Consider the following 23,463-nt stretch of genomic DNA (forward strand, 5'->3'; position numbering starts at 1 on the left):
GTTATCCGTTCGAAACGGCGACCAGGCGGTCGAGCACTGCTTTGGCACGGCCGCTGTCGATCGCATCAGCCGCAAGCGGCACGCCGTCGCCGATCGTCGCTGCCTTGCCGGCAACGACGAGACCAGCGCCGGCATTCATCAGCACCGTGTCGCGATAAGCGCCCTTGGCACCTTCGAGAACGCCGCGCAGTGCCGAGGCATTGTATGCGGAATCGCCGCCGCGCAGTTCTTCGCGCGCGTGCCTGGCGAGACCAACCTGTTCAGGCGCCAGTGTGAAGGTGCTGATGACGCCGTCCCGCAGGGCAGCGACATGGGTCTCGCCGGTGGTGGTGATCTCGTCATAGCCGTCGCCATGGACGACCCAGACATGCGCGGCGCCGAGTTCCTTCAGCGTTTCGGCCACCGGCTGCACCCATTCGGGCGAAAACACGCCGACCAGCTGGCGGTTGACGCCAGCGGGATTGGAGAGCGGGCCGAGCAGGTTGAAGATGGTGCGGGTGCCGAGTTCGACACGGGTCGCGCCGACATGCTTCATCGCCGGATGATGCGCCGGCGCGAACATGAAGCCGACGCCGGCTTCATGTATGCAGCGGCCGATCGCTTCGGGCGACAGGTCGATATTGACGCCGAGTGCGGTCAATACGTCGGCGGCACCGGTCAGCGAGGACAGGCCACGGTTACCGTGTTTGGCGACAGGCACGCCTGCGCCCGCGATGACGAAGGCCGATGCCGTCGAGATGTTGACGCTGTGCGAGCCGTCACCGCCGGTACCGACGATGTCGATGGCATCGGCAGGGGCTTCGACGCGCAGCATCTTGTCGCGCATGGTGGCGACAGCACCCGATATCTCGCTGACGGTCTCGCCGCGCACGCGCAGCGCCATCAGGAAGCCGCCGATCTGGCCGGGCGTCGCTTCGCCCGACATGATAATGTCGAATGCCTCGCGCGCCTCCTCGAAGGTGAGGGGGGTGCCTGAGGCGACCTTGGCGATATGCGGCTTGAGTGCGCTCATTGCGTTCCCACCGCCAGTGCGCGCGTGATCGCCGCCTGGTTGATCGTTGCCTGGTACTCGCCCTGAAGCTGGGCGACGATCTGGTCGAGCAGGTCGTCCGACATGCCGGAGGCAAAGGACTTCTGCGCGTCCTCTGGCACAGCACTCTTGTCTGCGCCGGCCGGCTCGAACACCTCGGTGACCTTGAACAGGATCTGCGCATCACCGGCAGGGGCGGGGATGATGCCCGTGCCATCCTGGCCCATGGCGAACATCGCCGACGCACCGTCGCGGCCGAAATCGGCATCGTCGGCCTCGCGCTTGAGACCGCGCTTGGTCTGCTTCTCGAGCTTGAGTTCAGCGGCGATCACGTCGAGCGTTGCACCATCCTTGAGGCGCTTCTCGAGCTCGTCGGCCTTGGTCCTGAGGCGCTTGGTTGCTTCGGCAGCGGTCCAGTCGGCGACAACCTTCTCACGCACTTCGTCGAGTGTGCGGTCGCGGGCCGGGGTGATCTCGTCGACCTCGTAGAAGACGAAACCGTTGGTGCCGACATTGAGCGGCGGGTTTTCGGTGCCAACCTCGGCAACGAATGCTGCCTCGATCAGCTTGCGCGAGTCCGGCAGGCTGTTGACGACGGTGCCGTCCGGCTGCTGGCCAGCACGGTCGATGGCGTCGATCGTCACCATCTTGAGCTTCAGCTTGTCGGCGGCAGCCTTCATCGACTCGCCGGCGGCACGGGCGTCCTCATAGGAGTCGTGCACGTCGAGCAGGATGCGGTTGGCCTCGGCCAGCGCCAGCTCCTTGTGGATCTGGTCCTTGACTTCGTCATATGTCTTGACGGTCTCGGGCGTGATTTCGCTGACGCGTACCAGCACCGGGCCGAAAGCACCCTGGACGACGTCGCTGACCTGGTTGGCCTGCAGCGCAAAGGCGGCGTCAGCAACGGCCTTGTCGGCGATCTTGTCCTTGCTCAGCGTGCCCAGCGCCACGTCCGCCGCGGTCTTGCCCTGGTCAGCCACAATCGTGTCGAAAGTCGCACCGCCCTTGATCGCGTCGGAAGCGGCCTTGGCCGCATCGGCGCCGAGGACCAGCTGGTCGATCTTGCGCGTTTCCGCGGTGGTGAAGTGCGACTTGTTCTTGTCGTAGTCCTGGCGCGCCTGCTCGTCGGTGATGGCGGCGGGATCCATGATGTCTTCCGGCTCGAGCTTGACGTAGCTCAGCTTGCGGAACTCGGGGGCCGCGTAGTTCGTCTTGTTTTCCTCAAACCAGGCCTTGAGCACGTCGTCGGCAGGTGCTGCAATCGGTTCGACAAGCGACTTCGGCAGCGGCAGGTAGTCGATGGTGCGATCTTCGCCGCGATAGAGCGCGACAGCGCGCAGGAAGGTGTCGGGAGCCTCAAGGCCATCGGAAACCGCTTCGACGATCTGCTGTCGCACAGCAACCTGGGCGCGGTTCTTCAGATAGTCCTCGGGGCGCATGCCGATCTGGCGCAGGATGTATTCGAAGGCCTGGCGGTCGAACTTGCCGTCGGCGCCACGGAAGGTCGGATCGTCCCAGGTAAGTTCGGCGAGGCGGTCCTTGGACAGGCCGAGACCGAGCTTGCGGGCCTGTTCGTCAAGCACCGCACCGGCGACGAGCTGTGAAAGCACCTGGTTGTCGATGCCGAGCGCGTTGGCCTGGTCGCGGGTCAGGCGCTGCCCGAACTGCTGCGACATGACGTTCAGCTGACGGTCATAGGCGAGGCGGTATTCGACGCCCGAAACCGACGTGCCGCCGGCTGTCACCACCTGGTCGCTGCCAAACTGGTTGAGCATCTGGCCCGAGATGCCCCAGATCGCGAAGCTGACGACGAGGAGCAGAAGCAACAGCTTCGCAACCCAGGTTCCAGCAGCACTTCGCATCGATTCGAGCATGTATCAGATCCCGTATACGCGCATTGTCGCATGCGCCTGCATGAACGAAGCGCAATAGCGCCCTTCGCCGCCAGTGTCGATTGCTTTGTGGCTTGTTTTTGGTAGTGAGGTTGCCCGAGCGAATATCGATTTCGAGGGAACAGCACCATGACGCCAGGAATCCGCCCACTCGTTGCCGGCAACTGGAAAATGAACGGCACCAGCAACTCGCTCAACGAATTGCGCAGCATTGCCGGCGGCTTCATGAGCGGCCTGGATGCCGAGACCGACGCGCTTCTGTGCGTTCCGGCGACGCTGCTTTCGCGTGCCGCTGAGATACTGCATCGCACGCCGGTTAAGACAGGCGGTCAGGACTGTCATGCCAAGGAGAGCGGTGCCCATACCGGCGACGTCTCGGCCGAGATGCTCAAGGATGCCGGTGCCAGCCACGTCATCGTCGGCCACTCCGAACGCCGCACCGACCACGGTGAAACAGACGACCTCGTTCGCGCCAAGGCGGAAGCGGCATGGCGGGCAGGGCTGGTCGCCGTCATCTGCGTCGGCGAAACCCATGCCGAACGCGAAGGCGGAACGACGCTAGAGGTATTGTCACGCCAGATCGAGGGCTCGGTGCCGACGACCGCAACGCCCGTCAACGCCGTCATCGCCTATGAGCCGGTCTGGGCGATCGGCACCGGCTTGACGCCAACGGTGGCCGACGTCGCCGAGGCGCATGCGCATATCCGCGAGCGCCTTGCCGAGAAACTGGGTGCCTCGGCTGCCAAAATGCGCATTCTTTATGGTGGCTCGGTCAAGCCATCGAATGCCAACGAACTGCTGGCAGTCGCCAACGTCGATGGCGCACTGGTTGGAGGCGCCAGCCTCAAGGCTGCCGACTTCCTCGGCATCGCCGAGGCCTATCTCAAGCTCTGAATTGACCACACGTGACCGTTGCAAAGGCAGCGTGTCACCCCATATTCGGCCGGCGGGCTTGGAAATGCCTAGAAAGCATTGTATTGAGCCGCCTCCGGAATGCCGGGCGCTTCGGCGCGCGGCAAGTCCCCGTCAGGAAAGATCCCAGGAAGCGCAATGGAAACCGTCCTCATCGTCATTCACTTGATGGTCGTGCTCGCCCTTGTCGGCGTGGTGCTCCTGCAGCGCTCTGAAGGCGGCGGCCTTGGCATCGGTGGCGGATCAGGCTTCATGACGGCGCGCGGCGCTGCCAATGCGCTGACACGCGCCACGGCCATCCTAGCGACGGTGTTTTTCGTGACGTCGCTGACCTTGTCGATCGTCGCTCGTTATGGTGCGAAGCCGACCGATATCCTTGACCGCGTGCCGACTACCCAGGGTGGAACCACTGGCGGCAAGGGCGTTCTCGACCAGCTCGGCGGCTCGACCACCCCTGCCGCACCCGGCACTGCCGCTCCGGCTGCCCCGGCATCCGACGCGACGGCGCCTGCGACTCAGCCGGCTGCGCCCGCCGGCTCGGGCACCGAGCAGCCCGCTCCGGCAGCCCCTGCGACGCCGCAGGTTCCTAACTAATCATTTACCCTTTGCCGCAACCTGTTGTTGTTTGAACACAGTTGCGGCAAATGCCGCATAAATCACGACAATTCGATTGGTCAGCCGGTGGTGCCTCCCTTGAGGCGCCTCCGGCTAATCGATTATAGCTGGGTTGCGGCATTTCGGCGGGGGAGCCTTGGGGGCACTGCGCGTTGTCGCAAGAAAATTTGCGTTGAACGTTCGGGATCCTTCGCCATGCAGCTCCGCCGCATCCTTCTTGCTGGCCTTTGCGCCACCTTCATGAACTCGACAGCCTTCGCCGCCACCTCGGCGGGCACGGTTGCTGCACCGCAGCCTGTCGCAAGCGACGTTATCGCTGTTGCCGCCAAGAGCGACGCAGCCGAGCTCAAGCTGCTCAAGAAAAAGAAGAAGCCCAGCGACGAGGATTTGTCGCGAATCAAGGACCTCGAGGCCAAGATCAAGGCCGACAAGGAAGTAGCCCGGCTGAAGATGCTCGAGGCCAAGAAGATGGCGATGCGGGCCGCTGCCAAGGCAAAGGCCGAGCAGGCGCGCGAACTCGCCCGCCTGAAGAAGACCGAAAAGGCGACCGTCCAGGTTGCCGCGGCGGCTCCCGCGCCCAAGCGCAACACGCAGCCGATCGAAGTGATGAAGCCGATCGAGCCGCTGACGCCAGATGCGATTGAAGTCGCTTCGAGCGGCAACAATGGCGAACTGCGCAGCGAGAGCCAGGAGCGTCCGCGCCAGACCGGCCTGCTCGCCGGCATCTTCGGCGGCAGCGCGCCGCAGCAGTCGATGCTGCCGCAGACGCGCGCCCTCGACGCCGTGCTGCAGGCCAAGCAGGCCAAGAAGCAGTTCAAGGTGAAGTCCGACTTCGAGCCGCAGGAAGTATCGTTCCCCGGCTACGAGCGTGGCCAGATCGTTGTCGATACCGGCTCGCGCTACCTCTATCTGATCGAATCGTCTTCGACGGCGCGGCGCTATGCCATCGCGGTCGGCCGCGAAGGCCTGGAATTCAAGGGCAAGGCGACCATCGGCGACAAGCAGGAATGGCCGCGCTGGATCCCGACAAAGGAAATGCAGGAACGCGAGCCCAGGAAATACGGCCAGTACAAGGACGGTATGAATGGCGGGCCGGAAAACCCGCTCGGCGCGCGTGCCATCTACCTTTACCAGGGCAAGAAGGATACCCATATCCGTATCCATGGTACCAATCAGCCGCAGACGATCGGCACGAACTCTTCGAACGGTTGCTTCCGCATGGTCAACGACCATGTCATGGATCTCTACAGCCGCGTGAGGATGGGCTCAGAAGTCATCGTCATGTAAGGCGTTTTCAAAACGCTGATAGCGGGCCGGCGGTCACGCCGGCCTTTTTGTTTGCGCGCCAACCAGGCAGCAATGTTGAACAGCCACATAGGGAAAAGTCCGACGCGGCGGATTTTTCTCTGGCGGAATCGATTTGGCCGCGTTAAGCGATGAATCCCATGGCGCGATATGTTTTTATTACCGGCGGCGTGGTCTCTTCCCTTGGAAAAGGCATAGCCGCAGCGGCCCTCGGGGCTCTTCTGCAGGCACGCGGATATCGCGTGCGCATCCGAAAACTCGACCCGTATCTCAATGTCGACCCGGGAACGATGTCGCCTTACCAGCATGGTGAGGTGTTCGTGACCGACGACGGGGCGGAAACCGATCTCGATCTCGGTCACTACGAGCGCTTCACCGGGCGTTCGGCGAACCAGAGCGACAACATCACCACCGGTCGCATCTACAAGAACATCATCGAACGCGAGCGGCGCGGCGATTACCTCGGTGCGACCGTGCAGGTCATTCCGCACGTCACCGACGAGATCAAGAACTTCATCCTCGACGGCAATGACGAGTACGACTTCGTGCTGTGCGAGATCGGCGGTACCGTTGGCGACATCGAAGCGATGCCGTTCCTCGAGGCGATCCGCCAGCTCGGCAACGACCTGCCGCGCAACAACGCGGTCTACGTCCATCTGACGCTGATGCCCTACATCCCAACGGCAGGCGAGCTGAAGACCAAGCCGACGCAGCATTCGGTCAAGGAACTGCGCTCGATCGGCATCGCACCCGACATCCTGCTGGTGCGCGCCGACCGCGACATCCCGAAGGAAGAGCGCCGCAAGCTGTCGCTGTTCTGCAATGTGCGTGAATCGGCTGTCATCCAGGCGCTCGATGTCGGCCACATCTACGACGTGCCGCTGGCCTACCATAAGGAAGGCCTCGACTCGGAAGTCTTGGCGGCCTTCGGCATCGATCCGGCGCCCAAGCCGCGTCTCGATCCCTGGCAGAACGTGTCGCAACTAATCCACAATCCGGAAGGCGAGGTCACCATCGCCGTGGTCGGCAAATACACCGGCCTCAAGGATGCCTACAAGTCGCTGATCGAGGCGCTGTCGCATGGCGGCCTCGCCAACAACGTCAAGGTCAAGCTCGACTGGATCGAGAGCGAGGTCTTCGAGAAGGAAGACCCCGCACCGTTCCTCGAAAAGGTCCACGGCATCTTGGTGCCCGGCGGTTTCGGCGAGCGCGGCTCGGAAGGCAAGATCCTGGCGGCCAAGTTCGCGCGCGAGCGCAAGGTGCCGTATTTCGGCATCTGCTTCGGCATGCAGATGGCCTGCATCGAGGCGGCCCGTTCGCTTGCCGGCATCGAGAATGCCTCGTCGACCGAGTTCGGCTCGACCAAGGAGCCGGTCGTCGGCCTGATGACCGAATGGCTCAAGGGCAACATGCTCGAAAAGCGCAAGGCAGCGGGCGACCTCGGCGGCACGATGCGCCTCGGTGCATTCGAGGCCAAGCTGGCAGAAGGTTCGAAGATCGCCGAGATCTATGGCGATACCGACATCTCCGAACGCCACCGCCACCGCTATGAGGTCAACATCGACTACAAGGACCGCCTCGAAGAGTGCGGCCTGGTGTTTGCCGGCATGTCGCCCGACGGCGTGCTTCCCGAGACGGTCGAATACCCTGACCATCCCTGGTTCATCGGCGTGCAGTACCATCCGGAGCTGAAGAGCCGTCCGCTGGAACCGCATCCGCTGTTTGCAAGCTTCATCGAAGCCGCCGTCGAACAGAGCCGGCTGGTCTGATATCCATGCGCGCCGTCGTGACTTCGCCGGCGCGCATCATCTCCCAGTGGCTGCGCCGCGCATGACCACCTATGTCGCGCTCCTCTACAGCATCGTGCTTGGCCCCGGCCGGCGCGTCGTCATGTCCGATCTGCGCGACATGGCCACGGACCTCGGCCTCGGCAATCCACGCACGCTGGTTGCGACAGGAAATCTCGTCTTCGAAGCCGAGGGCAAGTCGGTTTCAGGTCTGGAGCGCGAACTCGAAGGCGCCTTCAGCCCGAAATTCGGCAAACATGTCGACATCATCGTGCGAGATGCTGCCGCCTGGCAGAAACTTGTCGCTGCCAACCCGTTCCCCGAAGAATCCGAGCTTCATCCCGACCAGGTCGGCGTACGGGTGATGCGCGCACCGGTAACAGCTGAAGTCATGGAGCGGCTTCGCCCCTATACCGCCGCCGACGAAAAGCTCACTTCGGTCGACGGCGACATCTGGCTCTATTTCTCCCGCAGTACCGCCTCGTCCAGGCTGCTCGGCGCGCTGACGCCCAAGCGCGCCGGTGGCATCGGCACCTCACGTAACTGGAACACCGTGCGCCGGCTCGGCGACATGGTGGCATCGTAAGGCGCAAAGGGCGCAGTCTTGCTTCAGATCAGGATTTCAGGCACAGCGCAGCCATGACCAAAAGCCCTTCCGAAAGCCCGCGCCCGCTCGACCATGTGGTCCTGCCCACCGCCGATCTGGCACTTGCACGGCAACGGCTTACGACGCTCGGCTTCAGTGTCTCGCCGCAAGGCACACATCCCTTCGGCACGATCAACTGCTGCGTCTATCTCGGCGACGGCACCTTCCTGGAGCCACTGGCGATCGGCGACAAGGCTGCCGCCGGCAAGGCGGTTAGTGAAGGCAATGTCTTTGTCGCCCGTGACCGCGCGTTTCGTGATGCCCATGGCGACGAAGGTTTTTCGGCCGTGGTGTTCGGAACCGACGACGCTGACACTGACCATGGTGTGTTCGTTGCTGCAGGCGTTTCCGCCGGACCGAGGCTCGATTTCTCGCGTCCTTTCGTCGACGGGTCGGGCAAATCCGACCAGGCATCGTTCCGGCTGGCCTTCGCGGCTCAACCGAGCGCTGACGCGGATGCCTTCTTCTTCACCTGCGAGCGCGCCAATGTTCCTGCGGTCGACCGATCGGCGCTGCAGGCGCATGCCAATGGTGCCCAGCGCGTTGTCGAAATCGAGCTGGCTGCCTGCGACGTCGTGGCGGCGGGCAAGCTGCTTGCCACCGTTGCACGCAGCAAGGCCGATGGCGTTGGCGTGCCGCTCGCAAACGCGCTGCTTTCGATCCGCACCGCACCTGATGCCGCCGGCATTCGCCTTGAAACGCTGGTTTTTGCCGTCAACGACCTTGCCGCGACAAGAGCGCTTCTTGTCGAACGCGCCATCGAACACGATCTCAAGGGGCAACGCCTTGTGGTGCCAGCGGCGCCGGGGCAGGGTGCGACCTTCATATTCGAGGACCTGAAATGACCAAGCCGAATGCAAATGTGACGGTCGGCAAGACCCTCATTGCCAATGACGCGCCGCTGTCGCTGATCGCCGGCCCCTGCCAGTTCGAATCGCGCCAGCATGCCTTCGATATGGCCGGCAAGCTCAAGGAGCTGACCCAGAAGCTCGGCATCGGCTTCGTCTACAAGTCGAGCTTCGACAAGGCCAACCGCAGTTCGCTGTCGAGCACGCGCGGTGCCGGCCTCGATGCCGCGCTGCCCGTTTTCGCCGACCTGCGCAAGGAACTCGGCGTCACCGTCATCACCGACGTTCACACCGAAGAGCAGTGCGCCATCGTCGCCGAAGTTGTCGACGTGCTACAGATCCCGGCCTTCCTCAGCCGCCAGACCGACCTGCTCATCGCCGCTGCCAAGACCGGCAAGGTCGTCAACGTCAAGAAGGGCCAGTTCCTGGCGCCCTGGGACATGAAGAACGTGGTCGCCAAGGTGACCGGCTCGGGCAATCCGAACGTTCTGGTGACCGAGCGGGGCACGTCCTTTGGCTACAACACGCTGGTCTCCGACATGCGCGGCTTGCCTGTCATGGCCGACATCGGCGCGCCTGTGATCTTTGACGCCACCCATTCGGTTCAGCAGCCGGGCGGGCAGGGTGCCACCTCGGGCGGCGAGCGCCGCTTCGTCGAGACGCTGGCACGTGCGGCCGTCGCCGTCGGCGTTGCCGGCGTATTCATCGAAACGCATGAGGATCCCGACAACTCGACCTCGTCGGACGGCCCCAACATGGTCCCGTTCAAGGACATGCCGGCCTTGCTCGAACGCCTGATGGCCTTCGATCGCATCGCCAAGGGCTAACGCTGGCGCCTGTAACTCCAGCTTGAGCCCGGCCTGCGCCGGGCGTACGCTTCCTCCGCGACTGAGCGTATCAGCTGGAGGAATCCCATGTCTGTTGCCCGCGTTACAGAAATCACCTCATCGTCGACCAAGAGCTTCAAGGACGCCATCGAAGAGGGCATCGCGCGCGCCTCGAAGACGCTGAAGAATGTCGAGGGCGCCTGGATCCAGGACCAAAAGGTGGTCGTTGAAAACGGCAAGATCGTTGCCTACCGCGTCAACATGAAGGTGACCTTCATCCTCGCCGACTGATCGCACACACTATCGGGAAATGTTGGAACCTCCACGCCGGGGGCCCGTTACCCCTGCACCCCAACCAACGAGGAGCAGGATCATGACGACCCAGACTGGTCATACCACGGCCATTCCCGCATCGCGGGTCATCGGCACCGGTGTCTACAACACCTCCGGCGAAACCATCGGCACGATCGAGGATGTCATGCTCGACAAGACGTCGAACGGCATCATGTTCGCCGTCATCGGCTTCGGCGGCTTCCTGGGCATTGGCGAGCGCTACCACGCCATTCCGTGGTCGTCGCTTGACTTCGACAAGGGCCGCGGCGGCTATGTCGTCCCGTTCTCCAAGGAGCAGCTCAAGGCGGCACCTTCCTACTCGGTCAACGAACTGACCGAGGACGACGGTCGCCTGGCGCGCGATGCCTCGTATGAGCACTATCGCGTCGAACCCTATTGGCACTGATCGTGCGGAAGCAAAAAGCCCCGCCGAAGCGGGGCTTTTCTTTTGTGCCGGCGACTTACCTGGGTGTCGGAAGAGTTCGCACCTGCGACACGCCTTGCGGGGGCGGTTGACTGTCGCATGAGGTCAGAAACGCTGCGGCGATGAAGAACAAACTCAAGATACCACTTAACTCGGACATGGCGAAACTCCCTCTGTTTCGCCCCGCGCGCCCGCAGTTTACCCGAAAGTTTGGCCGATGCCTGCCTGATCGGATGAATTATGATGACAGCGTTTTGTCTAAAGTGAATCCGGCGGCTGACGCAGCGTGATATTTGGCCGCCCGCGATTGCCTTTTCCTGATCTTTGGCTAAGACGGGCGCGGAAATCCAACCGATCCATCTGCGATCAGCTCCCGGGGATGCCTCACATGACAGCAATCATCGACATTATCGGCCGCGAGATTCTCGACAGCCGCGGCAACCCCACCGTCGAGGTGGATGTTGTCCTCGAAGACGGCTCGATGGGCCGCGCGGCCGTTCCCTCAGGCGCCTCGACCGGCGCGCATGAGGCCATGGAACTGCGTGACGGCGGCCCGCGCTATCTCGGCAAGGGCGTCGAGCGCGCTGTCGAAGCCGTCAATGGCGAGCTGTTCGAGGCGATCGGCGGCATGGAAGCCGAAAACCAGATTCACATCGACCAGACGATGATCGAGCTCGACGGCACGCCCAACAAGAGCCGCCTCGGCGCCAACGCCATCCTCGGTGTGTCGCTTGCCGTTGCCAAGGCTGCTGCCGAGGCGTCGGGTCTGCCGCTCTACCGTTATGTCGGCGGCCCCAACGCCCGTGTCCTGCCGGTGCCGATGATGAACATCATCAATGGCGGCGCGCATGCCGACAATCCGATCGACTTCCAGGAATTCATGATCATGCCGATCGGCGCGCCTTCGCTGCGCGACGCAGTGCGCTGGGGCTCGGAAATCTTCCACACCCTCAAGAAGGGTCTGAAGGACGCCGGCCACAACACCAACGTTGGTGACGAAGGCGGCTTCGCGCCGAACCTCAAGAGCGCCCAGGCAGCTCTCGACTTCGTCATGGCCTCGATCGAAAAGGCTGGCTTCAAGCCGGGCGAGGACGTTGCCCTTGCGCTCGATTGCGCTGCGACCGAGTTCTTCAAGGACGGCAACTACGTCTACGAAGGCGAGAAGAAGACCCGCGATCCCAAGGCTCAGGCCAAGTACCTCGCCAAGCTCGCTGCCGACTATCCGATCATCTCGATCGAAGACGGCATGTCCGAGGACGACTGGGAAGGCTGGAAGTACCTGACCGACATCTGCGGTGACAAGGTTCAGTTGGTGGGCGACGATCTGTTCGTCACCAACTCGGCCCGCCTGCGCGACGGCATCAAGATGGGCGTCGCCAACTCGATCCTGGTCAAGGTCAACCAGATCGGCACGCTGACCGAGACGCTCGACGCCGTCGAGACCGCGCACAAGGCGAGCTACACCGCCGTCATGTCGCATCGCTCGGGTGAAACCGAGGATTCGACGATCGCCGATCTCGCTGTCGCCACCAACTGCGGACAGATCAAGACCGGCTCGCTGGCTCGCTCGGACCGGACCGCCAAGTACAATCAGCTGATCCGCATCGAAGAAGAGCTGGGCCGGCAGGCGCGCTTTGCCGGCAGGTCAATTTTGCGCGGCTGATCCGATGGGCACATCAGGCGGGCGTCAAAGCGAGAGATCAAACAGACTGGCTTTCTGCCTGCTGATGGCCGCCGCCTTCAACTGGCTTCCTGCGTCGCCCGCACTGGCGCAGGATTCGGCGGACGGTTTCCGTTCGCCGACCGGCAACATCCAATGCATGTTCTTCGACGACGATGCATCGATACGCTGCAACATCGCCGACAAGACAACGCCACTGCCACCGCGCCCGCAGGACTGCGAACTGGACTGGGGCAATGATTTCGGCCTGGATGAAACGTCGAGACGCGGTGTGCTGGTGTGCGCCGGCGACACGATCGTCGGCGACTATCCGGAATTGGCCTATGGCGAGACTTTCGAGCGCGGAAACATCAGCTGCGTCTCCGAGCGCTCGGGCGTGACCTGCACCAACGGGCAGGGTGCGGGGTTTGCGCTTTCGCGGGCGCAGCAGCGGCTGTTTTGAATCTGACGCGGTTTTTCGTGCGAAACGAGACTGTCGTAACCCGACATTAAGTATGATTGGGCAACAAGGGTGCAAAAGGTTTTGCGCACCATGTGGACACGTCAGCACAAGCAGAGAAACACTGGACGCCTGATCGTCCCGGCGCTTGCGGCGATGTTCCTGTCCTATTTCGGCTTCCACGCCTATCACGGTGAATTCGGCATCTATTCCAAGTATCGGCTCGAAGCACGTGCCGTCGAACTCCAGGCGCGTCTCGACACGGTCAGGGCTCAGCGTCTCGACGTCGAGCGCCGCGTGCACATGCTCCACGACGGCTCGCTGGAGAAGGACATGCTTGACGAACAGGCGCGCAACGCCTTGAATATGTCCCATGCTGATGAGCTGACCATAATGCGGCCATCCGGGCGCCGTATTAACTGACTTCCGGTTAATCAGCAAGAAATCCAACGTTTTTAGACGCTTAACCGCATGCCTGCTATGCATTTTTCCGCATGGCGCAGCGTCACTCACCATGCTAGCGTTTGGTCATGGAGAGGAGAGATTATGCATGATCTCCTCATTGTCCGCAAAGAGACGCCACTAGGGAGTGATGCATGGCCACCGCAGCCAAAAAAGCGCCTGCCAAATCTAAGTCTGACTCAAAATCCCTTTCAGCGCCGGTCACACCCAAGCCGGTCGAGTTCACCAAGGAACAGGACCTCGCCGCATATCGCGAGATGCTTCTGATCCGTCGCTTCGAGGAAAAGGCCGGCCAGCTCTACGGCATGGGCTTCATCGGCGGCTTCTGTCACCTTTACATTGGTCAGGAGGCGGTCGTTACCGGCCTGCAGATGTCGCTGATCGAAGGCGACCAGATGATCACCGCCTACCGCGATCACGGCCACATGCTTGCCATGGGTCTGTCGGCGCGCGGCGTCATGGCGGAACTGACCGGGCGTCGGGGCGGCTTGTCGAAAGGCAAGGGCGGCTCCATGCACATGTTCTCCAAGGAAAAGCATTTTTACGGTGGCCACGGCATCGTCGGCGCCCAGGTGTCGCTCGGCACGGGTCTGGCCTTCGCCAACCGCTACCGTGAAAACCCGAATGTCTCGGTGACCTATTTCGGCGACGGCGCTGCCAACCAGGGCCAGGTCTACGAAAGCTTCAACATGGCTTCGCTGTGGAAGCTGCCGGTGATCTACGTCATCGAAAACAACCGCTACGCCATGGGCACCGCGGTCTCGCGCGCTTCGGCCGAGACCGATTTCTCGCAGCGCGGCGTCTCCTTCAAGGTTCCCGGTATCCAGGTCGACGGCATGGATGTGCGTGCGGTCAAGGCCGCCGGCGATCTGGCCACCGAATGGTGTCGCTCCGGCAATGGCCCCATCATCCTGGAGATGCAGACCTACCGTTACCGCGGCCACTCGATGTCCGACCCGGCGAAGTACCGCTCCAAGGACGAAGTGCAAAAGATGCGCTCCGAGCACGACCCGATCGAACAGGTCAAGGCACGCCTCATCGCCAAGAAGTGGGCCAGCGAAGACGACCTCAAGGCGGTCGACAAGGACGTTCGCGACATTGTGGCTGACGCCGCAGACTTTGCTCAGACCGATCCAGAGCCGGATGTTTCCGAGCTGTGGACGGACATTCTGATCTAAGGGAGGGCGAAAAGATGCCAATCGAAATTCTCATGCCTGCGCTCTCGCCGACGATGGAAGAGGGCAATCTGTCGAAGTGGTTGAAGAACGAAGGCGACAAGATCGTCGCCGGCGACGTCATCGCTGAAATCGAAACCGACAAGGCGACCATGGAAGTGGAAGCCGTTGATGAAGGCACCTTGGGCAAGCAGCTGATTGCTGCCGGCACCGAAGGCGTCAAGGTCAACACGCCGATCGCCGTGCTGCTGCAGGATGGCGAAAGCGCTGCCGATATCGGCAAGGGTGCTGCGCCTGCCAAGGCTGAGGCACCTGCCGCCGCGGCGCCCGCCGCTGCTCCGGCTGCCGCCGCCCCGGTTGCTGCCGCGCCGAAGACCGAAGTCGCCGCCGATCCCGACATCCCCGCCGGCACCGAAATGGTGTCGACGACTGTCCGCGAAGCTCTGCGCGACGCAATGGCCGAAGAGATGCGCCGCGATGGCGACGTCTTCATCATGGGTGAGGAGGTTGCCGAGTACCAGGGCGCCTACAAGATCACCCAAGGCCTGCTGCAGGAATTCGGTCCGCGCCGTGTCGTCGATACGCCGATCACCGAGCACGGCTTTGCCGGCGTCGGCGTCGGCGCTGCGATGGCCGGTTTGAAGCCGATCGTCGAGTTCATGACCTTCAACTTCGCCATGCAGGCGATCGACCAGATCGTCAATTCGGCCGCCAAGACGCTCTACATGTCGGGTGGCCAGATGGGCGCGCCGATCGTCTTCCGTGGGCCCAGCGGTGCGGCCGCCCGCGTCGCCGCCCAGCACTCGCAGTGCTATGCGGCATGGTACAGCCATATCCCGGGCCTCAAGGTGGTGATGCCGTATTCGGCCGCCGACGCCAAGGGACTGCTAAAGGCTGCGATTCGCGATCCGAACCCGGTCATCTTCCTTGAAAACGAAATCCTCTACGGTCACTCCTTCGACGTGCCGAAGCTGGACGATTTCGTGCTGCCGATCGGCAAGGCGCGCATCCACAAGACCGGCAAGGACGTCACTATCGTCTCGTTCGGCATCGGCATGACCTACGCGATCAAGGCTGAAGCCGAACTGCGCGGCATGGGCATCGATGCCGAAATCATCGACCTGCGCACCATCCGTCCGCTCGACTTCGACACCATCATCGCCTCGGTCAAGAAGACCAACAGGCTGGTTGTCGTCGAAGAGGGCTTCCCGCAGTCCTCGGTCGGCGATCACATTGCCAACCAGGTGTCGCAGCGCGCCTTCGACCATCTCGATGCGCCTGTCATCACCATTGCCGGCAAGGACGTGCCGATGCCTTACGCCGCCAATCTCGAAAAGCTCGCTCTGCCGAATGTCGGCGAAGTGATCGAGGCGGTCAAAGCAGTCACGTATCGCTGACACGGGCGGGAGGTCATCATGCCGATCAATATCACCATGCCTGCCCTTTCGCCGACCATGGAAGAGGGCAATCTGGCCAAATGGCTGGTCAAGGAAGGCGACAAGGTTTCGCCCGGCGACGTGATCGCCGAGATCGAAACCGACAAGGCGACGATGGAAGTCGAATCCGTCGATGAAGGCGTTGTCGCCAAGCTGCTGGTTCCGGCCGGCACCGAAGGCGTCAAGGTCAACGCGCTGATCGCGATCCTCGCCGGCGAAGGCGAAGATGTCGCTGCCGCAGCCAAGGGCGGTGATGCCGCTCCTGCAAAGGCAGAGGCTGCCAAGGCCGAAGCTCCGGCCGCAGCGGCCGCGCTTGCGGCTCCTGCTGCTGCGCCGGTTGCCGCTGCTCCGGCAGCTGCGCCCGCCGCCGCTGCCACCAACGGTTCTGCCGCATCGGCAGCCGACGGTCGCACTTTTGCATCGCCGCTTGCCCGCCGCATTGCCAAGGATGCCAATGTCGACATTCTGGCCGTTGCCGGCACCGGCCCGCATGGCCGTGTCGTCAAGGCCGACGTCGAAGCAGCGATTGCAGGTGGTGGCGCCAAGGCCGCACCTGCTGCCAAGGCTCCGACAGCAGGTGCTGCTGCGCCTGCGCCGAAAGGCATGTCGGACGACCAAGTGCTCAAGCTGTTCGAAGAAGGCAGCTACGAGCTCATCCCGCACGACAACATGCGCAAGACGATTGCGCGTCGTCTGGTCGAAGCCAAGAGCACGATCCCGCATTTCTACCTGACGCTCGATTGCGAGATCGACGCGCTGCTGGCGCTCCGCGCCCAGCTCAACGCGGCGGCTCCGGTGCGCAAGACCGAAAAGGGCGACGTGCCGGCCTACAAGCTGTCGGTCAACGACATGATCATCAAGGCCATGGCGCTGGCGCTGACGGCCGTTCCGGATGCAAATGTGTCGTGGACCGATCAGGCGATGGTCAAGCACAAGCACGCCGATGTCGGTGTCGCCGTGTCGATCCCGGGCGGCCTGATCACCCCGATCATCCGTCAGGCTGACATCAAGACGCTGTCGGTCATCTCCAACGAGATGAAGGACCTTGCCGGCCGGGCCCGCAACCGCAAGCTCAAGCCCGAGGAATACCAGGGCGGCACCAGTGCCGTGTCCAACCTCGGCATGTTCGGCATCAAGGACTTCTCGGCTGTCATCAACCCGCCGCACGCCACCATCCTGGCTGTCGGCGCGGGTGAGGAGCGGGCGGTCGTCAAGGGCGGCGAGATCAAGATCGCCAATGTGATGTCGGTGACGCTGTCGACCGACCACCGCGCTGTCGATGGTGCGCTCGGTGCCGAACTTCTCTCGGCCTTCAGGCGCTTTATCGAAAACCCGATGGGCATGCTGGTGTAGTTTTCCCCATTTCCCCTCCCGCAAGGGAGGGGATTCGAGGACTTCGATCATGAAGACTGTGCTTTGCTACGGCGACTCGCTGACCTGGGGCTACGATGCCGCGGGGCCTGGCCGTCATGCCTTTGAAGACCGTTGGCCGAGCGTCCTGCAGACGGAACTCGGCGCCGGCGTCAATGTCATTGCCGAGGGCCTCAACGGCCGCACCACGGCTTTCGACGACCATCTCGCTGCCGCCGACCGAAACGGCGCGCGCCTGTTGCCGACGATCCTCGGCACGCATGCGCCGATCGATGTTGTCGTCATCATGCTCGGCGCCAACGACATGAAGCCATGGATCCACGGCAACCCGCTGGCCGCCAAGCAGGGCATGGCGCGGCTGGTCTCGATCGTCCTTGGCTATGATCACGGCATGGACTATCCGGCGCCCCAGATCCTGCTCGTTTCGCCTCCCGCCGTCAGTCGCACCGAAAATGCCGAGTTCAAGGACATGTTCGCCGGCGGCGACGAGGCCTCCAAGCAACTGGCACCGCTCTATGCGGCGCTTGCCGACGAGGTCGGTTGCGGCTTCTTCGATGCCGGCTCGGTAGCCGAAACCACGCCGCTCGACGGCGTCCACCTCGATGTCGAGAACACGCGGGCGATCGGCCACGCGCTTGCGCCGATCGTGCGCGTGATGCTGGAGCTCTAGGGTTTGGCCGGCGTTGTCACCATCCGCAAGGCTGAGCGGCGCGACGCCGCCGAGCTTGCCATCCTCGTCGACCTGTCGTCGCACGGGCTTGCGTCATGGCTCTGGTATGGCGCTGTGCTGGAAGGCACTGCGCAGACCGCGCTCGAACATGGCCGCAATCAGCTGAGCTGCGACGACGACCGTGCCGGCTGGAAGAATGCCAGCCTCGCCCAGGTTGATGAAGAGATCGCCGGCGTGGTGATCGGCCATGTCGTCGAGCCATCCTTCGCCGACGAGGAAGCGCCCCACCAGGTGTTCGAGCCGATCCTCGTGCTCCAGCAACAGGCTATCGGGCATTGGTTCATCGACAGTGTCGGGGTCTATTCGCAGCATCGCGGACGCGGCATCGGCCGAAAGCTTGTCGATCATGAGCTCGTGCGCGCCGGCGTTCGGCCGGTCAGCCTGATCACCGAAAGCGACAACGACGTGGCACTCGGCCTCTACAAATCCTGCGGTTTCGAGGAAATCGCGCGCCAGCCATCCGTATCGACCGACACCTACAGTAAGCAACACGACTGGGTGCTGCTCACGCGCAGCGCGACCTGAACAAGAGGCACACTCAATGGCTGACAATTACGACGTCATCATCATCGGCTCCGGCCCCGGCGGCTACATCGCGGCGATCCGTGCCGCCCAGCTCGGCCTCAAGACCGCCGTCGTCGAGCGCGAGCACCTCGCCGGCATCTGCTCCAACTGGGGCTGTATCCCGACCAAGGCGCTGCTGCGCTCCGCCGAGGTGCTGCATCTCGCCGAGCACGCCAAGAATTACGGCCTGAAGCTCGAGGGCTCGATCTCGCCCGACCTCAAGGCCATCGTCGAGCGTTCGCGCGGCATCGCCCAGCGCATGAATGGCGGCGTTGGCTTCCTGATGAAGAAGAACAAGGTCGACGTCATCTGGGGCGAAGCCAAGCTGACCAAGCCCAGCCAGATCGTCGTTTCCAAGTCGTCGAAGAAGCCGATGGAGCCGCAGGCGCCACTGCCCAAGAACACGTTGGGCGAGGGCACCTACTCAGCCAAGCACATCATTGTCGCCACTGGTGCGCGGCCGCGCGCGCTGCCCGGCATCGAGCCGGACGGCAAGCTGATCTGGACCTATTTCGAGGCGATGGTGCCGCCGGAAATGCCGAAGTCGCTGCTGGTCATGGGCTCGGGTGCCATCGGCATCGAATTCGCCTCGTTCTATCGCACGATGGGTGTCGAGGTGACCGTCGTCGAGGTGATGCCTGCCGTCATGCCGGTCGAGGATGCCGAAATCTCGGCCTTCGCCAAGAAGCAGTTCGAAAAGCAGGGCATGAAGATCCATCTCGAGGCCAAGGTCACCAAGGTCGAGAAGGGCGCCAATTCGGTCACCGCTCATGTCGAGATGAAGGACGGCAAGGTCGAGAAGATCACCGCCGACCGGATGATCTCGGCCGTCGGCGTCCAGGGCAACATCGAAAACATCGGTCTCGAAGCACTTGGCGTGAAGACCGAGCGCGGCTGCATCATCATCGACGGCTACGGCAAGACCAACGTGCCTGGCATCTACGCCATCGGCGACGTCGCCGGCCCGCCCATGCTCGCGCACAAGGCCGAGCACGAGGCCGTCATCTGCGTTGAAAAGATCGCCGGCCTGCCGAATGTCCATCCGATGGACAAGCTCAAGATCCCGGGCTGCACCTACTGCAACCCGCAGGTCGCTTCCGTCGGTCTGACCGAAGCCAGGGCCAAGGCCGAGGGCAAGGACATCCGCGTCGGACGCTTCCCCTTCGTTGCCAACGGCAAGGCGATCGCGCTCGGCGAGGACCAGGGCATGGTCAAGACCATCTTCGACAAGAAGACCGGCCAGCTGCTTGGCGCGCATCTCGTCGGTGCCGAAGTCACCGAGCTGATCCAGGGTTTTGTCGTCGCGATGAACCTTGAGACCACCGAAGAAGAACTGATGCACACCATCTTCCCGCATCCGACGATCTCGGAAACGATGAAGGAAAGCGTGCTCGACGCCTACGGACGTGCGCTCAACGCATAACGCCCACGCATCGGCGCGCCTGTTGCGGCGCGCCTGATGGAACTATATCAGCAGAACGTCCGCGACTGGCCGGAGACGACTGATGGAACAGAGTTACGGGATCATGGGCATGCCGGGCGTCGGCTTCTTCGGCATGCTGCTGGTCGGATTCCTTGCCGGCTACGTCGCCGAGCGCACGATGAATCGCGACCATGGCTTCTTGACCAACATCCTCGTTGGCATCGCCGGATCGTTTGTCGGCGGCACTCTGGCGGGGCTGCTCGGTATCAATTATTACGGGTTCATGGGCAATCTCATCGTCGCCATCGCCGGCGCGCTGATCCTGCTCTGGATTTTCGGCCGCTCGCAATCGCCGCGGCCTTGATAGGATAGACTGATGGTCACCGTTCTCGATCTCAAAGACCGTCCGCGCGTGCGGCACCCGGAAAAGGCCCATCGGCCCGACCAGGAAGTTCTGCGCAAGCCGGACTGGATCCGCGTCAAGGCGCCGGTCTCGCGTGGCTATCAGGAAACGCGCGAGATCGTGAAGTCACACAAGCTGGTGACCGTCTGCGAAGAGGCCGGCTGCCCCAACATCGGCGAGTGCTGGGAAAAGAAGCACGCCACCTTCATGATCCTGGGCGAGATCTGCACCCGCGCCTGCGCCTTCTGTAATGTCGCGACCGGCATCCCGACCGCCGTCGATCCCAATGAGCCGGAGAGCGTTGCCCAGGCCGTGGCCAAGATGGGCCTGACCCATGTCGTCATCACCTCGGTCGATCGCGACGATCTCGCCGACGGTGGCGCCCAGCATTTCGCCGACGTCATCCACGCCATCCGCAGGCTTACGCCGCAGACGACGATCGAAATCCTGACGCCGGATTTCCTGCGCAAGGAAGGCGCGCTTGAGATCGTCGTTGCCGCCCGTCCGGATGTCTTCAACCATAATCTGGAAACCGTGCCGTCGAACTACCTGACGGTGCGTCCCGGCGCGCGTTACTTCCATTCGATCCGCCTGTTGCAGCGGGTCAAGGAACTTGATCCCTCGATCTTTACCAAGTCCGGCATCATGGTCGGCCTGGGTGAGGAACGTCACGAAATCCTTCAGCTGATGGACGACCTGCGCACTGCCAATGTCGACTTCATGACCATCGGCCAGTATCTGCAGCCGTCGAAGAAGCACCATCCGGTCAAGAAATTCGTGACGCCGGACGAATTCGCATCCTACGCCACTGTCGGCAAGTCCAAGGGCTTCCTGCTTGTCGCGTCGAGCCCGCTGACGCGCTCGTCGCATCATGCCGGCGACGATTTCGCCAAGCTGCGAGCCGCGCGTGAAGCGCTGCTCGCCAAAAAGGCCTGATCAGCGCGGAATGCCAAAATTTGAAACCACGCGCCATGTCGGCCATCCGCCTGACAAGATGTTCGCCCTGGTTGCCGACGTGGAGAGGTATCCTGAGTTTCTGCCGCTTTGCGAAGCGCTCAACGTCCGCTCGCGGCGCGAGCGCGACGGGCGCGAGATTCTCGTTGCCGACATGACCGTCGGCTACAAGGCGTTCCGCGAGACCTTCACCACCCAGGTTCTGCTCACGCCTGCGGAGAACACCATCGACGTCAAATATCTCGATGGTCCGTTCCGCTATCTCACCAATGAATGGAAATTCGTCGCGGCACCCGACGGCGGCTCCGGCGTCGAGTTCTTCATCGACTACGAGTTCAAGAACCGCATCCTGGGCGCACTGATGGGCACGATGTTCGACCGCGCCTTCCGCATGTTCGCCGAAGCCTTCGAAAAGCGGGCGGATGCGATCTATGGGCCAGTGAAGCCGGCCTGACCCACTGCGCGCAGTCCTAACCCAAGTGCCGTCCTGACCGTCTCGCGACGGATGAAGTCACGGCCCTTTTCATCGAAGATCCGGAACTCGGCTTCGACAGGCATTCCTTTCCTGGCGACAGCGAACCAGACGAGGCCGACAGGCTTTTCGGCCGAGCCGCCGCCTGGACCGGCAACGCCCGTTACAGCCAGCGCCAGGCCGGCCCGCGAATGGGCAAGCGCGCCGGCTGCCATTTCTAGCGCCGTTTCGCGCGACACGGCGCCATGCGCCTTGAGCGTCGCTTCGGAGACGCCGAGCATGTCCATCTTGGCGTCGTTGGAATAGGTGATGAAGCCGCGATCGACGACGGCTGACGAACCGGCGATGTCGGTCAGCGCTGCAATGATCATGCCGCCGGTGCAGCTTTCGGCAGTTGCGATCATCGTGCCCTGGGCAAGGCAGGCGTCGAGCAAGGTCGAGGCGAGGGCGGAGACGTCGCTCATTCCGGCAATTCGCCGGGATAGACCACGCTTGCGGTGGCAATCGCTGCGATACCTTCCTCGCGGCCGATGAACCCCAACCTCTCGTTGGTGGTTGCCTTGATCGAGATGCGGTCGGGCGAAATGTGCAGCATGTCCGAAAGTTCAGCCGTCATCGCCTCGCGATGCGGTCCGACCTTCGGCGCCTCGCAGATCAGCGTGATGTCGGCGTTGGCGATGCGGCCGCCACGACCACGAACAATCTTTGCCGCGTGCTCGACGAACTGGCGCGAAGCAGCGCCCTTCCACTGCGGGTCGGATGGTGGGAAATGGGTGCCGATGTCGCCGGCTCCGCAGGTGGCAAGCAGCGCGTCGGTCAGTGCGTGCAGACCAACATCGGCGTCGGAATGACCGTTCAGTTTCTTTGAATGCGCGATCTTCACACCGCACAGCCAGACGTGATCGCCCGCTTCGAACGAGTGCACATCGTAGCCGTTGCCGGTGCGAACGTCGGGAAAGCTGGTTGCTTGGCCGGAAAGGCGCTGGTCGGCCATGGCGATGTCCTTAGCCCAGGTGAGTTTGACGTTGTCCGGCGAGCCGAGCACCAGGCGCACCGGGATGCCGGCCCATTCGGCGATGGCGGAATCGTCGGTGAAGTCGCTGCGCCCAGCCTCGAAGGCGCGCTGGTGCGCGGAAAAGATCGGCTCGAATGGAAAGCCTTGCGGTGTTTGCGCCGAATGCAGCCCAGCACGCGGTACGGTCTCGGCGACCGTGCGGTCGAAGGCTTCCTTCTTCAACGTATCAGATACCGGCAGCGACGGCAGCGAGCCGTGGCTGGCGTCGATCCCCGCTATGGCGCGGTCGATGACCTCGGGGCCGATGAACGGCCTGACGCCGTCATGGATCAGCACGGCGTGCGGCTTGGCTTCCTGCAAGGCGATGAGCGCAAAGCGCGTCGAATCCTGGCGTGTGGCGCCGCCGACGACTGTGGTGACTTGCGCGGCCAGCTCGCCGGCCGCCGTTGCAAAAAGCTCGCCATCGTCGGCGTGGATGGCAACGGCGATCGAACCGACGCGCGGATGGTCGAGAAATGCCTTCAGCGTGTGCCAGATCACCGCTTTGCCGCCGATCCGGCGATATTGCTTCGGACCGTCAGCCTGGCCGGCGCGCTCGCCGCGCCCCGCCGCTACGACGACGACGGCGACCTTGGAATTCTGCGGGTTCGGAAACGGCTTCGGATTCATGAGCAGAGGCTTAGCCGCGAGGCCTGCGTAAGGCCAGAGGAATCCAGAAA

General features: G+C 62.9%; 25 protein-coding genes. 21 read left to right on the top strand and 4 right to left on the bottom strand.

The window, feature by feature from the left end; translation table 11 throughout:
- Position 1 precedes the first annotated feature (1 nt).
- A complete protein-coding gene (gene trpD, locus IHE39_RS22850) occupies positions 2-1,012 on the bottom strand; it encodes an anthranilate phosphoribosyltransferase (protein WP_192568071.1) in 1,011 nt (336 codons plus the stop codon).
- Positions 1,009-2,904, bottom strand: coding sequence for a peptidylprolyl isomerase (locus IHE39_RS22855; protein ID WP_192568072.1), 1,896 nt, complete (start codon positions 2,902-2,904; stop codon positions 1,009-1,011). Before IHE39_RS22855 ends, trpD begins: the two co-directional genes overlap by 4 nt.
- Positions 2,905-3,051: 147 nt before the next feature.
- Between IHE39_RS22855 and tpiA the strand changes: the two genes are divergently transcribed.
- The 21 genes from tpiA to IHE39_RS22960 all read left to right on the top strand — a co-directional run bounded on the left by tpiA (position 3,052) and on the right by IHE39_RS22960 (position 21,711).
- Positions 3,052-3,816, top strand: a complete 765-nt coding sequence (tpiA, locus tag IHE39_RS22860) for a triose-phosphate isomerase (RefSeq protein ID WP_192568073.1) — start codon at positions 3,052-3,054, stop codon at positions 3,814-3,816.
- Positions 3,817-3,972: 156 nt separating this feature from the next.
- Complete coding sequence (gene secG, locus IHE39_RS22865) at positions 3,973-4,428, top strand: preprotein translocase subunit SecG (protein WP_184767631.1); 456 nt, start codon at positions 3,973-3,975, stop codon at positions 4,426-4,428.
- A 216-nt stretch (positions 4,429-4,644) separates the two neighbouring features.
- Positions 4,645-5,736, top strand: a complete 1,092-nt coding sequence (locus tag IHE39_RS22870; protein WP_192568074.1) for a L,D-transpeptidase — start codon at positions 4,645-4,647, stop codon at positions 5,734-5,736.
- Positions 5,737-5,885: 149 nt separating this feature from the next.
- Positions 5,886-7,523 (top strand): CTP synthase, encoded by a 1,638-nt coding sequence (gene pyrG, locus IHE39_RS22875; protein WP_281397471.1) that lies wholly within the window; start codon positions 5,886-5,888, stop codon positions 7,521-7,523.
- 61 nt (positions 7,524-7,584) lie between these two features.
- The gene (locus tag IHE39_RS22880) at positions 7,585-8,127 is read left to right on the top strand and encodes a DUF1697 domain-containing protein (RefSeq protein WP_192568075.1); all 543 of its coding nucleotides are present in this window, start codon (positions 7,585-7,587) and stop codon (positions 8,125-8,127) included.
- A gap of 53 nt (positions 8,128-8,180) precedes the next feature.
- The gene (locus IHE39_RS22885; RefSeq protein WP_192568076.1) at positions 8,181-9,032 is read left to right on the top strand and encodes a VOC family protein; all 852 of its coding nucleotides are present in this window, start codon (positions 8,181-8,183) and stop codon (positions 9,030-9,032) included.
- Complete coding sequence (gene kdsA / locus IHE39_RS22890) at positions 9,029-9,862, top strand: 3-deoxy-8-phosphooctulonate synthase (protein ID WP_192568077.1); 834 nt, start codon at positions 9,029-9,031, stop codon at positions 9,860-9,862. Before IHE39_RS22885 ends, kdsA begins: the two co-directional genes overlap by 4 nt.
- An 87-nt stretch (positions 9,863-9,949) precedes the next feature.
- On the top strand, positions 9,950-10,153 hold the full coding sequence (locus IHE39_RS22895) for a dodecin family protein (protein ID WP_115731878.1): 204 nt from the start codon (positions 9,950-9,952) through the stop codon (positions 10,151-10,153).
- Positions 10,154-10,235: 82 nt separating this feature from the next.
- A complete protein-coding gene (locus IHE39_RS22900; RefSeq protein WP_184767637.1) occupies positions 10,236-10,601 on the top strand; it encodes a PRC-barrel domain-containing protein in 366 nt (121 codons plus the stop codon).
- Positions 10,602-11,007: 406 nt separating this feature from the next.
- A complete protein-coding gene (gene eno, locus IHE39_RS22905; protein WP_184767638.1) occupies positions 11,008-12,282 on the top strand; it encodes a phosphopyruvate hydratase in 1,275 nt (424 codons plus the stop codon).
- A 64-nt stretch (positions 12,283-12,346) separates the two neighbouring features.
- Positions 12,347-12,742, top strand: a complete 396-nt coding sequence (locus IHE39_RS22910) for a DUF6636 domain-containing protein (protein WP_184767639.1) — start codon at positions 12,347-12,349, stop codon at positions 12,740-12,742.
- A 90-nt stretch (positions 12,743-12,832) separates the two neighbouring features.
- Positions 12,833-13,162: an FtsB family cell division protein gene (locus IHE39_RS22915; protein ID WP_192568078.1), complete on the top strand. Its 330-nt coding sequence runs from the start codon at positions 12,833-12,835 to the stop codon at positions 13,160-13,162.
- A gap of 173 nt (positions 13,163-13,335) precedes the next feature.
- Positions 13,336-14,379, top strand: coding sequence for a pyruvate dehydrogenase (acetyl-transferring) E1 component subunit alpha (gene pdhA / locus IHE39_RS22920; RefSeq protein WP_184767641.1), 1,044 nt, complete (start codon positions 13,336-13,338; stop codon positions 14,377-14,379).
- A gap of 14 nt (positions 14,380-14,393) precedes the next feature.
- The gene (locus tag IHE39_RS22925; protein ID WP_184767642.1) at positions 14,394-15,773 is read left to right on the top strand and encodes a pyruvate dehydrogenase complex E1 component subunit beta; all 1,380 of its coding nucleotides are present in this window, start codon (positions 14,394-14,396) and stop codon (positions 15,771-15,773) included.
- A gap of 18 nt (positions 15,774-15,791) precedes the next feature.
- The gene (locus IHE39_RS22930) at positions 15,792-17,165 is read left to right on the top strand and encodes a pyruvate dehydrogenase complex dihydrolipoamide acetyltransferase (RefSeq protein WP_192568079.1); all 1,374 of its coding nucleotides are present in this window, start codon (positions 15,792-15,794) and stop codon (positions 17,163-17,165) included.
- Between the two features lie 49 nt (positions 17,166-17,214).
- Positions 17,215-17,853, top strand: a complete 639-nt coding sequence (locus tag IHE39_RS22935; protein WP_184767644.1) for an SGNH/GDSL hydrolase family protein — start codon at positions 17,215-17,217, stop codon at positions 17,851-17,853.
- Positions 17,854-17,856: 3 nt separating this feature from the next.
- Positions 17,857-18,438, top strand: coding sequence for a GNAT family N-acetyltransferase (locus IHE39_RS22940; protein ID WP_184767645.1), 582 nt, complete (start codon positions 17,857-17,859; stop codon positions 18,436-18,438).
- 16 nt (positions 18,439-18,454) lie between these two features.
- Positions 18,455-19,900, top strand: coding sequence for a dihydrolipoyl dehydrogenase (gene lpdA / locus IHE39_RS22945; RefSeq protein WP_184767646.1), 1,446 nt, complete (start codon positions 18,455-18,457; stop codon positions 19,898-19,900).
- Positions 19,901-19,982: 82 nt separating this feature from the next.
- Complete coding sequence (locus IHE39_RS22950) at positions 19,983-20,264, top strand: GlsB/YeaQ/YmgE family stress response membrane protein (protein WP_184767647.1); 282 nt, start codon at positions 19,983-19,985, stop codon at positions 20,262-20,264.
- Positions 20,265-20,276: 12 nt separating this feature from the next.
- The gene (gene lipA, locus IHE39_RS22955; protein WP_184767648.1) at positions 20,277-21,239 is read left to right on the top strand and encodes a lipoyl synthase; all 963 of its coding nucleotides are present in this window, start codon (positions 20,277-20,279) and stop codon (positions 21,237-21,239) included.
- A 10-nt stretch (positions 21,240-21,249) separates the two neighbouring features.
- A complete protein-coding gene (locus tag IHE39_RS22960; RefSeq protein ID WP_184767649.1) occupies positions 21,250-21,711 on the top strand; it encodes a type II toxin-antitoxin system RatA family toxin in 462 nt (153 codons plus the stop codon).
- Here the strand turns inward: IHE39_RS22960 and IHE39_RS22965 are convergent.
- Together IHE39_RS22965 and IHE39_RS22970 are read right to left on the bottom strand one after the other, a co-directional pair.
- Positions 21,687-22,193 carry a CinA family protein gene (locus IHE39_RS22965; RefSeq protein WP_184767650.1) on the bottom strand — a complete coding sequence of 169 codons (507 nt, stop codon included), beginning with the start codon at positions 22,191-22,193 and terminating at the stop codon, positions 21,687-21,689. The two genes, IHE39_RS22960 and IHE39_RS22965, sit on opposite strands and share 25 nt — an antisense overlap.
- The gene (locus tag IHE39_RS22970; RefSeq protein ID WP_192568080.1) at positions 22,190-23,413 is read right to left on the bottom strand and encodes a bifunctional 2-C-methyl-D-erythritol 4-phosphate cytidylyltransferase/2-C-methyl-D-erythritol 2,4-cyclodiphosphate synthase; all 1,224 of its coding nucleotides are present in this window, start codon (positions 23,411-23,413) and stop codon (positions 22,190-22,192) included. Before IHE39_RS22970 ends, IHE39_RS22965 begins: the two co-directional genes overlap by 4 nt.
- Between the last annotated feature and the right edge of the window lie 50 nt (positions 23,414-23,463).

The sequence above is a fragment of the Aminobacter carboxidus genome, from assembly GCF_014863355.1.
Lineage (GTDB): Bacteria > Pseudomonadota > Alphaproteobacteria > Rhizobiales > Rhizobiaceae > Aminobacter > Aminobacter carboxidus.

Coding starts and splice junctions, on each gene's coding strand:
- trpD (WP_192568071.1), bottom strand. CDS start 1,012: ATGAGCGCACTCAAGCCGCATATCGCCAAGGTCGCCTCAGGCACCCCC.
- IHE39_RS22855 (WP_192568072.1), bottom strand. CDS start 2,904: ATGCTCGAATCGATGCGAAGTGCTGCTGGAACCTGGGTTGCGAAGCTG.
- tpiA (WP_192568073.1), top strand. CDS start 3,052: ATGACGCCAGGAATCCGCCCACTCGTTGCCGGCAACTGGAAAATGAAC.
- secG (WP_184767631.1), top strand. CDS start 3,973: ATGGAAACCGTCCTCATCGTCATTCACTTGATGGTCGTGCTCGCCCTT.
- IHE39_RS22870 (WP_192568074.1), top strand. CDS start 4,645: ATGCAGCTCCGCCGCATCCTTCTTGCTGGCCTTTGCGCCACCTTCATG.
- pyrG (WP_281397471.1), top strand. CDS start 5,886: ATGAATCCCATGGCGCGATATGTTTTTATTACCGGCGGCGTGGTCTCT.
- IHE39_RS22880 (WP_192568075.1), top strand. CDS start 7,585: ATGACCACCTATGTCGCGCTCCTCTACAGCATCGTGCTTGGCCCCGGC.
- IHE39_RS22885 (WP_192568076.1), top strand. CDS start 8,181: ATGACCAAAAGCCCTTCCGAAAGCCCGCGCCCGCTCGACCATGTGGTC.
- kdsA (WP_192568077.1), top strand. CDS start 9,029: ATGACCAAGCCGAATGCAAATGTGACGGTCGGCAAGACCCTCATTGCC.
- IHE39_RS22895 (WP_115731878.1), top strand. CDS start 9,950: ATGTCTGTTGCCCGCGTTACAGAAATCACCTCATCGTCGACCAAGAGC.
- IHE39_RS22900 (WP_184767637.1), top strand. CDS start 10,236: ATGACGACCCAGACTGGTCATACCACGGCCATTCCCGCATCGCGGGTC.
- eno (WP_184767638.1), top strand. CDS start 11,008: ATGACAGCAATCATCGACATTATCGGCCGCGAGATTCTCGACAGCCGC.
- IHE39_RS22910 (WP_184767639.1), top strand. CDS start 12,347: ATGGCCGCCGCCTTCAACTGGCTTCCTGCGTCGCCCGCACTGGCGCAG.
- IHE39_RS22915 (WP_192568078.1), top strand. CDS start 12,833: ATGTGGACACGTCAGCACAAGCAGAGAAACACTGGACGCCTGATCGTC.
- pdhA (WP_184767641.1), top strand. CDS start 13,336: ATGGCCACCGCAGCCAAAAAAGCGCCTGCCAAATCTAAGTCTGACTCA.
- IHE39_RS22925 (WP_184767642.1), top strand. CDS start 14,394: ATGCCAATCGAAATTCTCATGCCTGCGCTCTCGCCGACGATGGAAGAG.
- IHE39_RS22930 (WP_192568079.1), top strand. CDS start 15,792: ATGCCGATCAATATCACCATGCCTGCCCTTTCGCCGACCATGGAAGAG.
- IHE39_RS22935 (WP_184767644.1), top strand. CDS start 17,215: ATGAAGACTGTGCTTTGCTACGGCGACTCGCTGACCTGGGGCTACGAT.
- lpdA (WP_184767646.1), top strand. CDS start 18,455: ATGGCTGACAATTACGACGTCATCATCATCGGCTCCGGCCCCGGCGGC.
- IHE39_RS22950 (WP_184767647.1), top strand. CDS start 19,983: ATGGAACAGAGTTACGGGATCATGGGCATGCCGGGCGTCGGCTTCTTC.
- lipA (WP_184767648.1), top strand. CDS start 20,277: ATGGTCACCGTTCTCGATCTCAAAGACCGTCCGCGCGTGCGGCACCCG.
- IHE39_RS22960 (WP_184767649.1), top strand. CDS start 21,250: ATGCCAAAATTTGAAACCACGCGCCATGTCGGCCATCCGCCTGACAAG.
- IHE39_RS22965 (WP_184767650.1), bottom strand. CDS start 22,193: ATGAGCGACGTCTCCGCCCTCGCCTCGACCTTGCTCGACGCCTGCCTT.
- IHE39_RS22970 (WP_192568080.1), bottom strand. CDS start 23,413: ATGAATCCGAAGCCGTTTCCGAACCCGCAGAATTCCAAGGTCGCCGTC.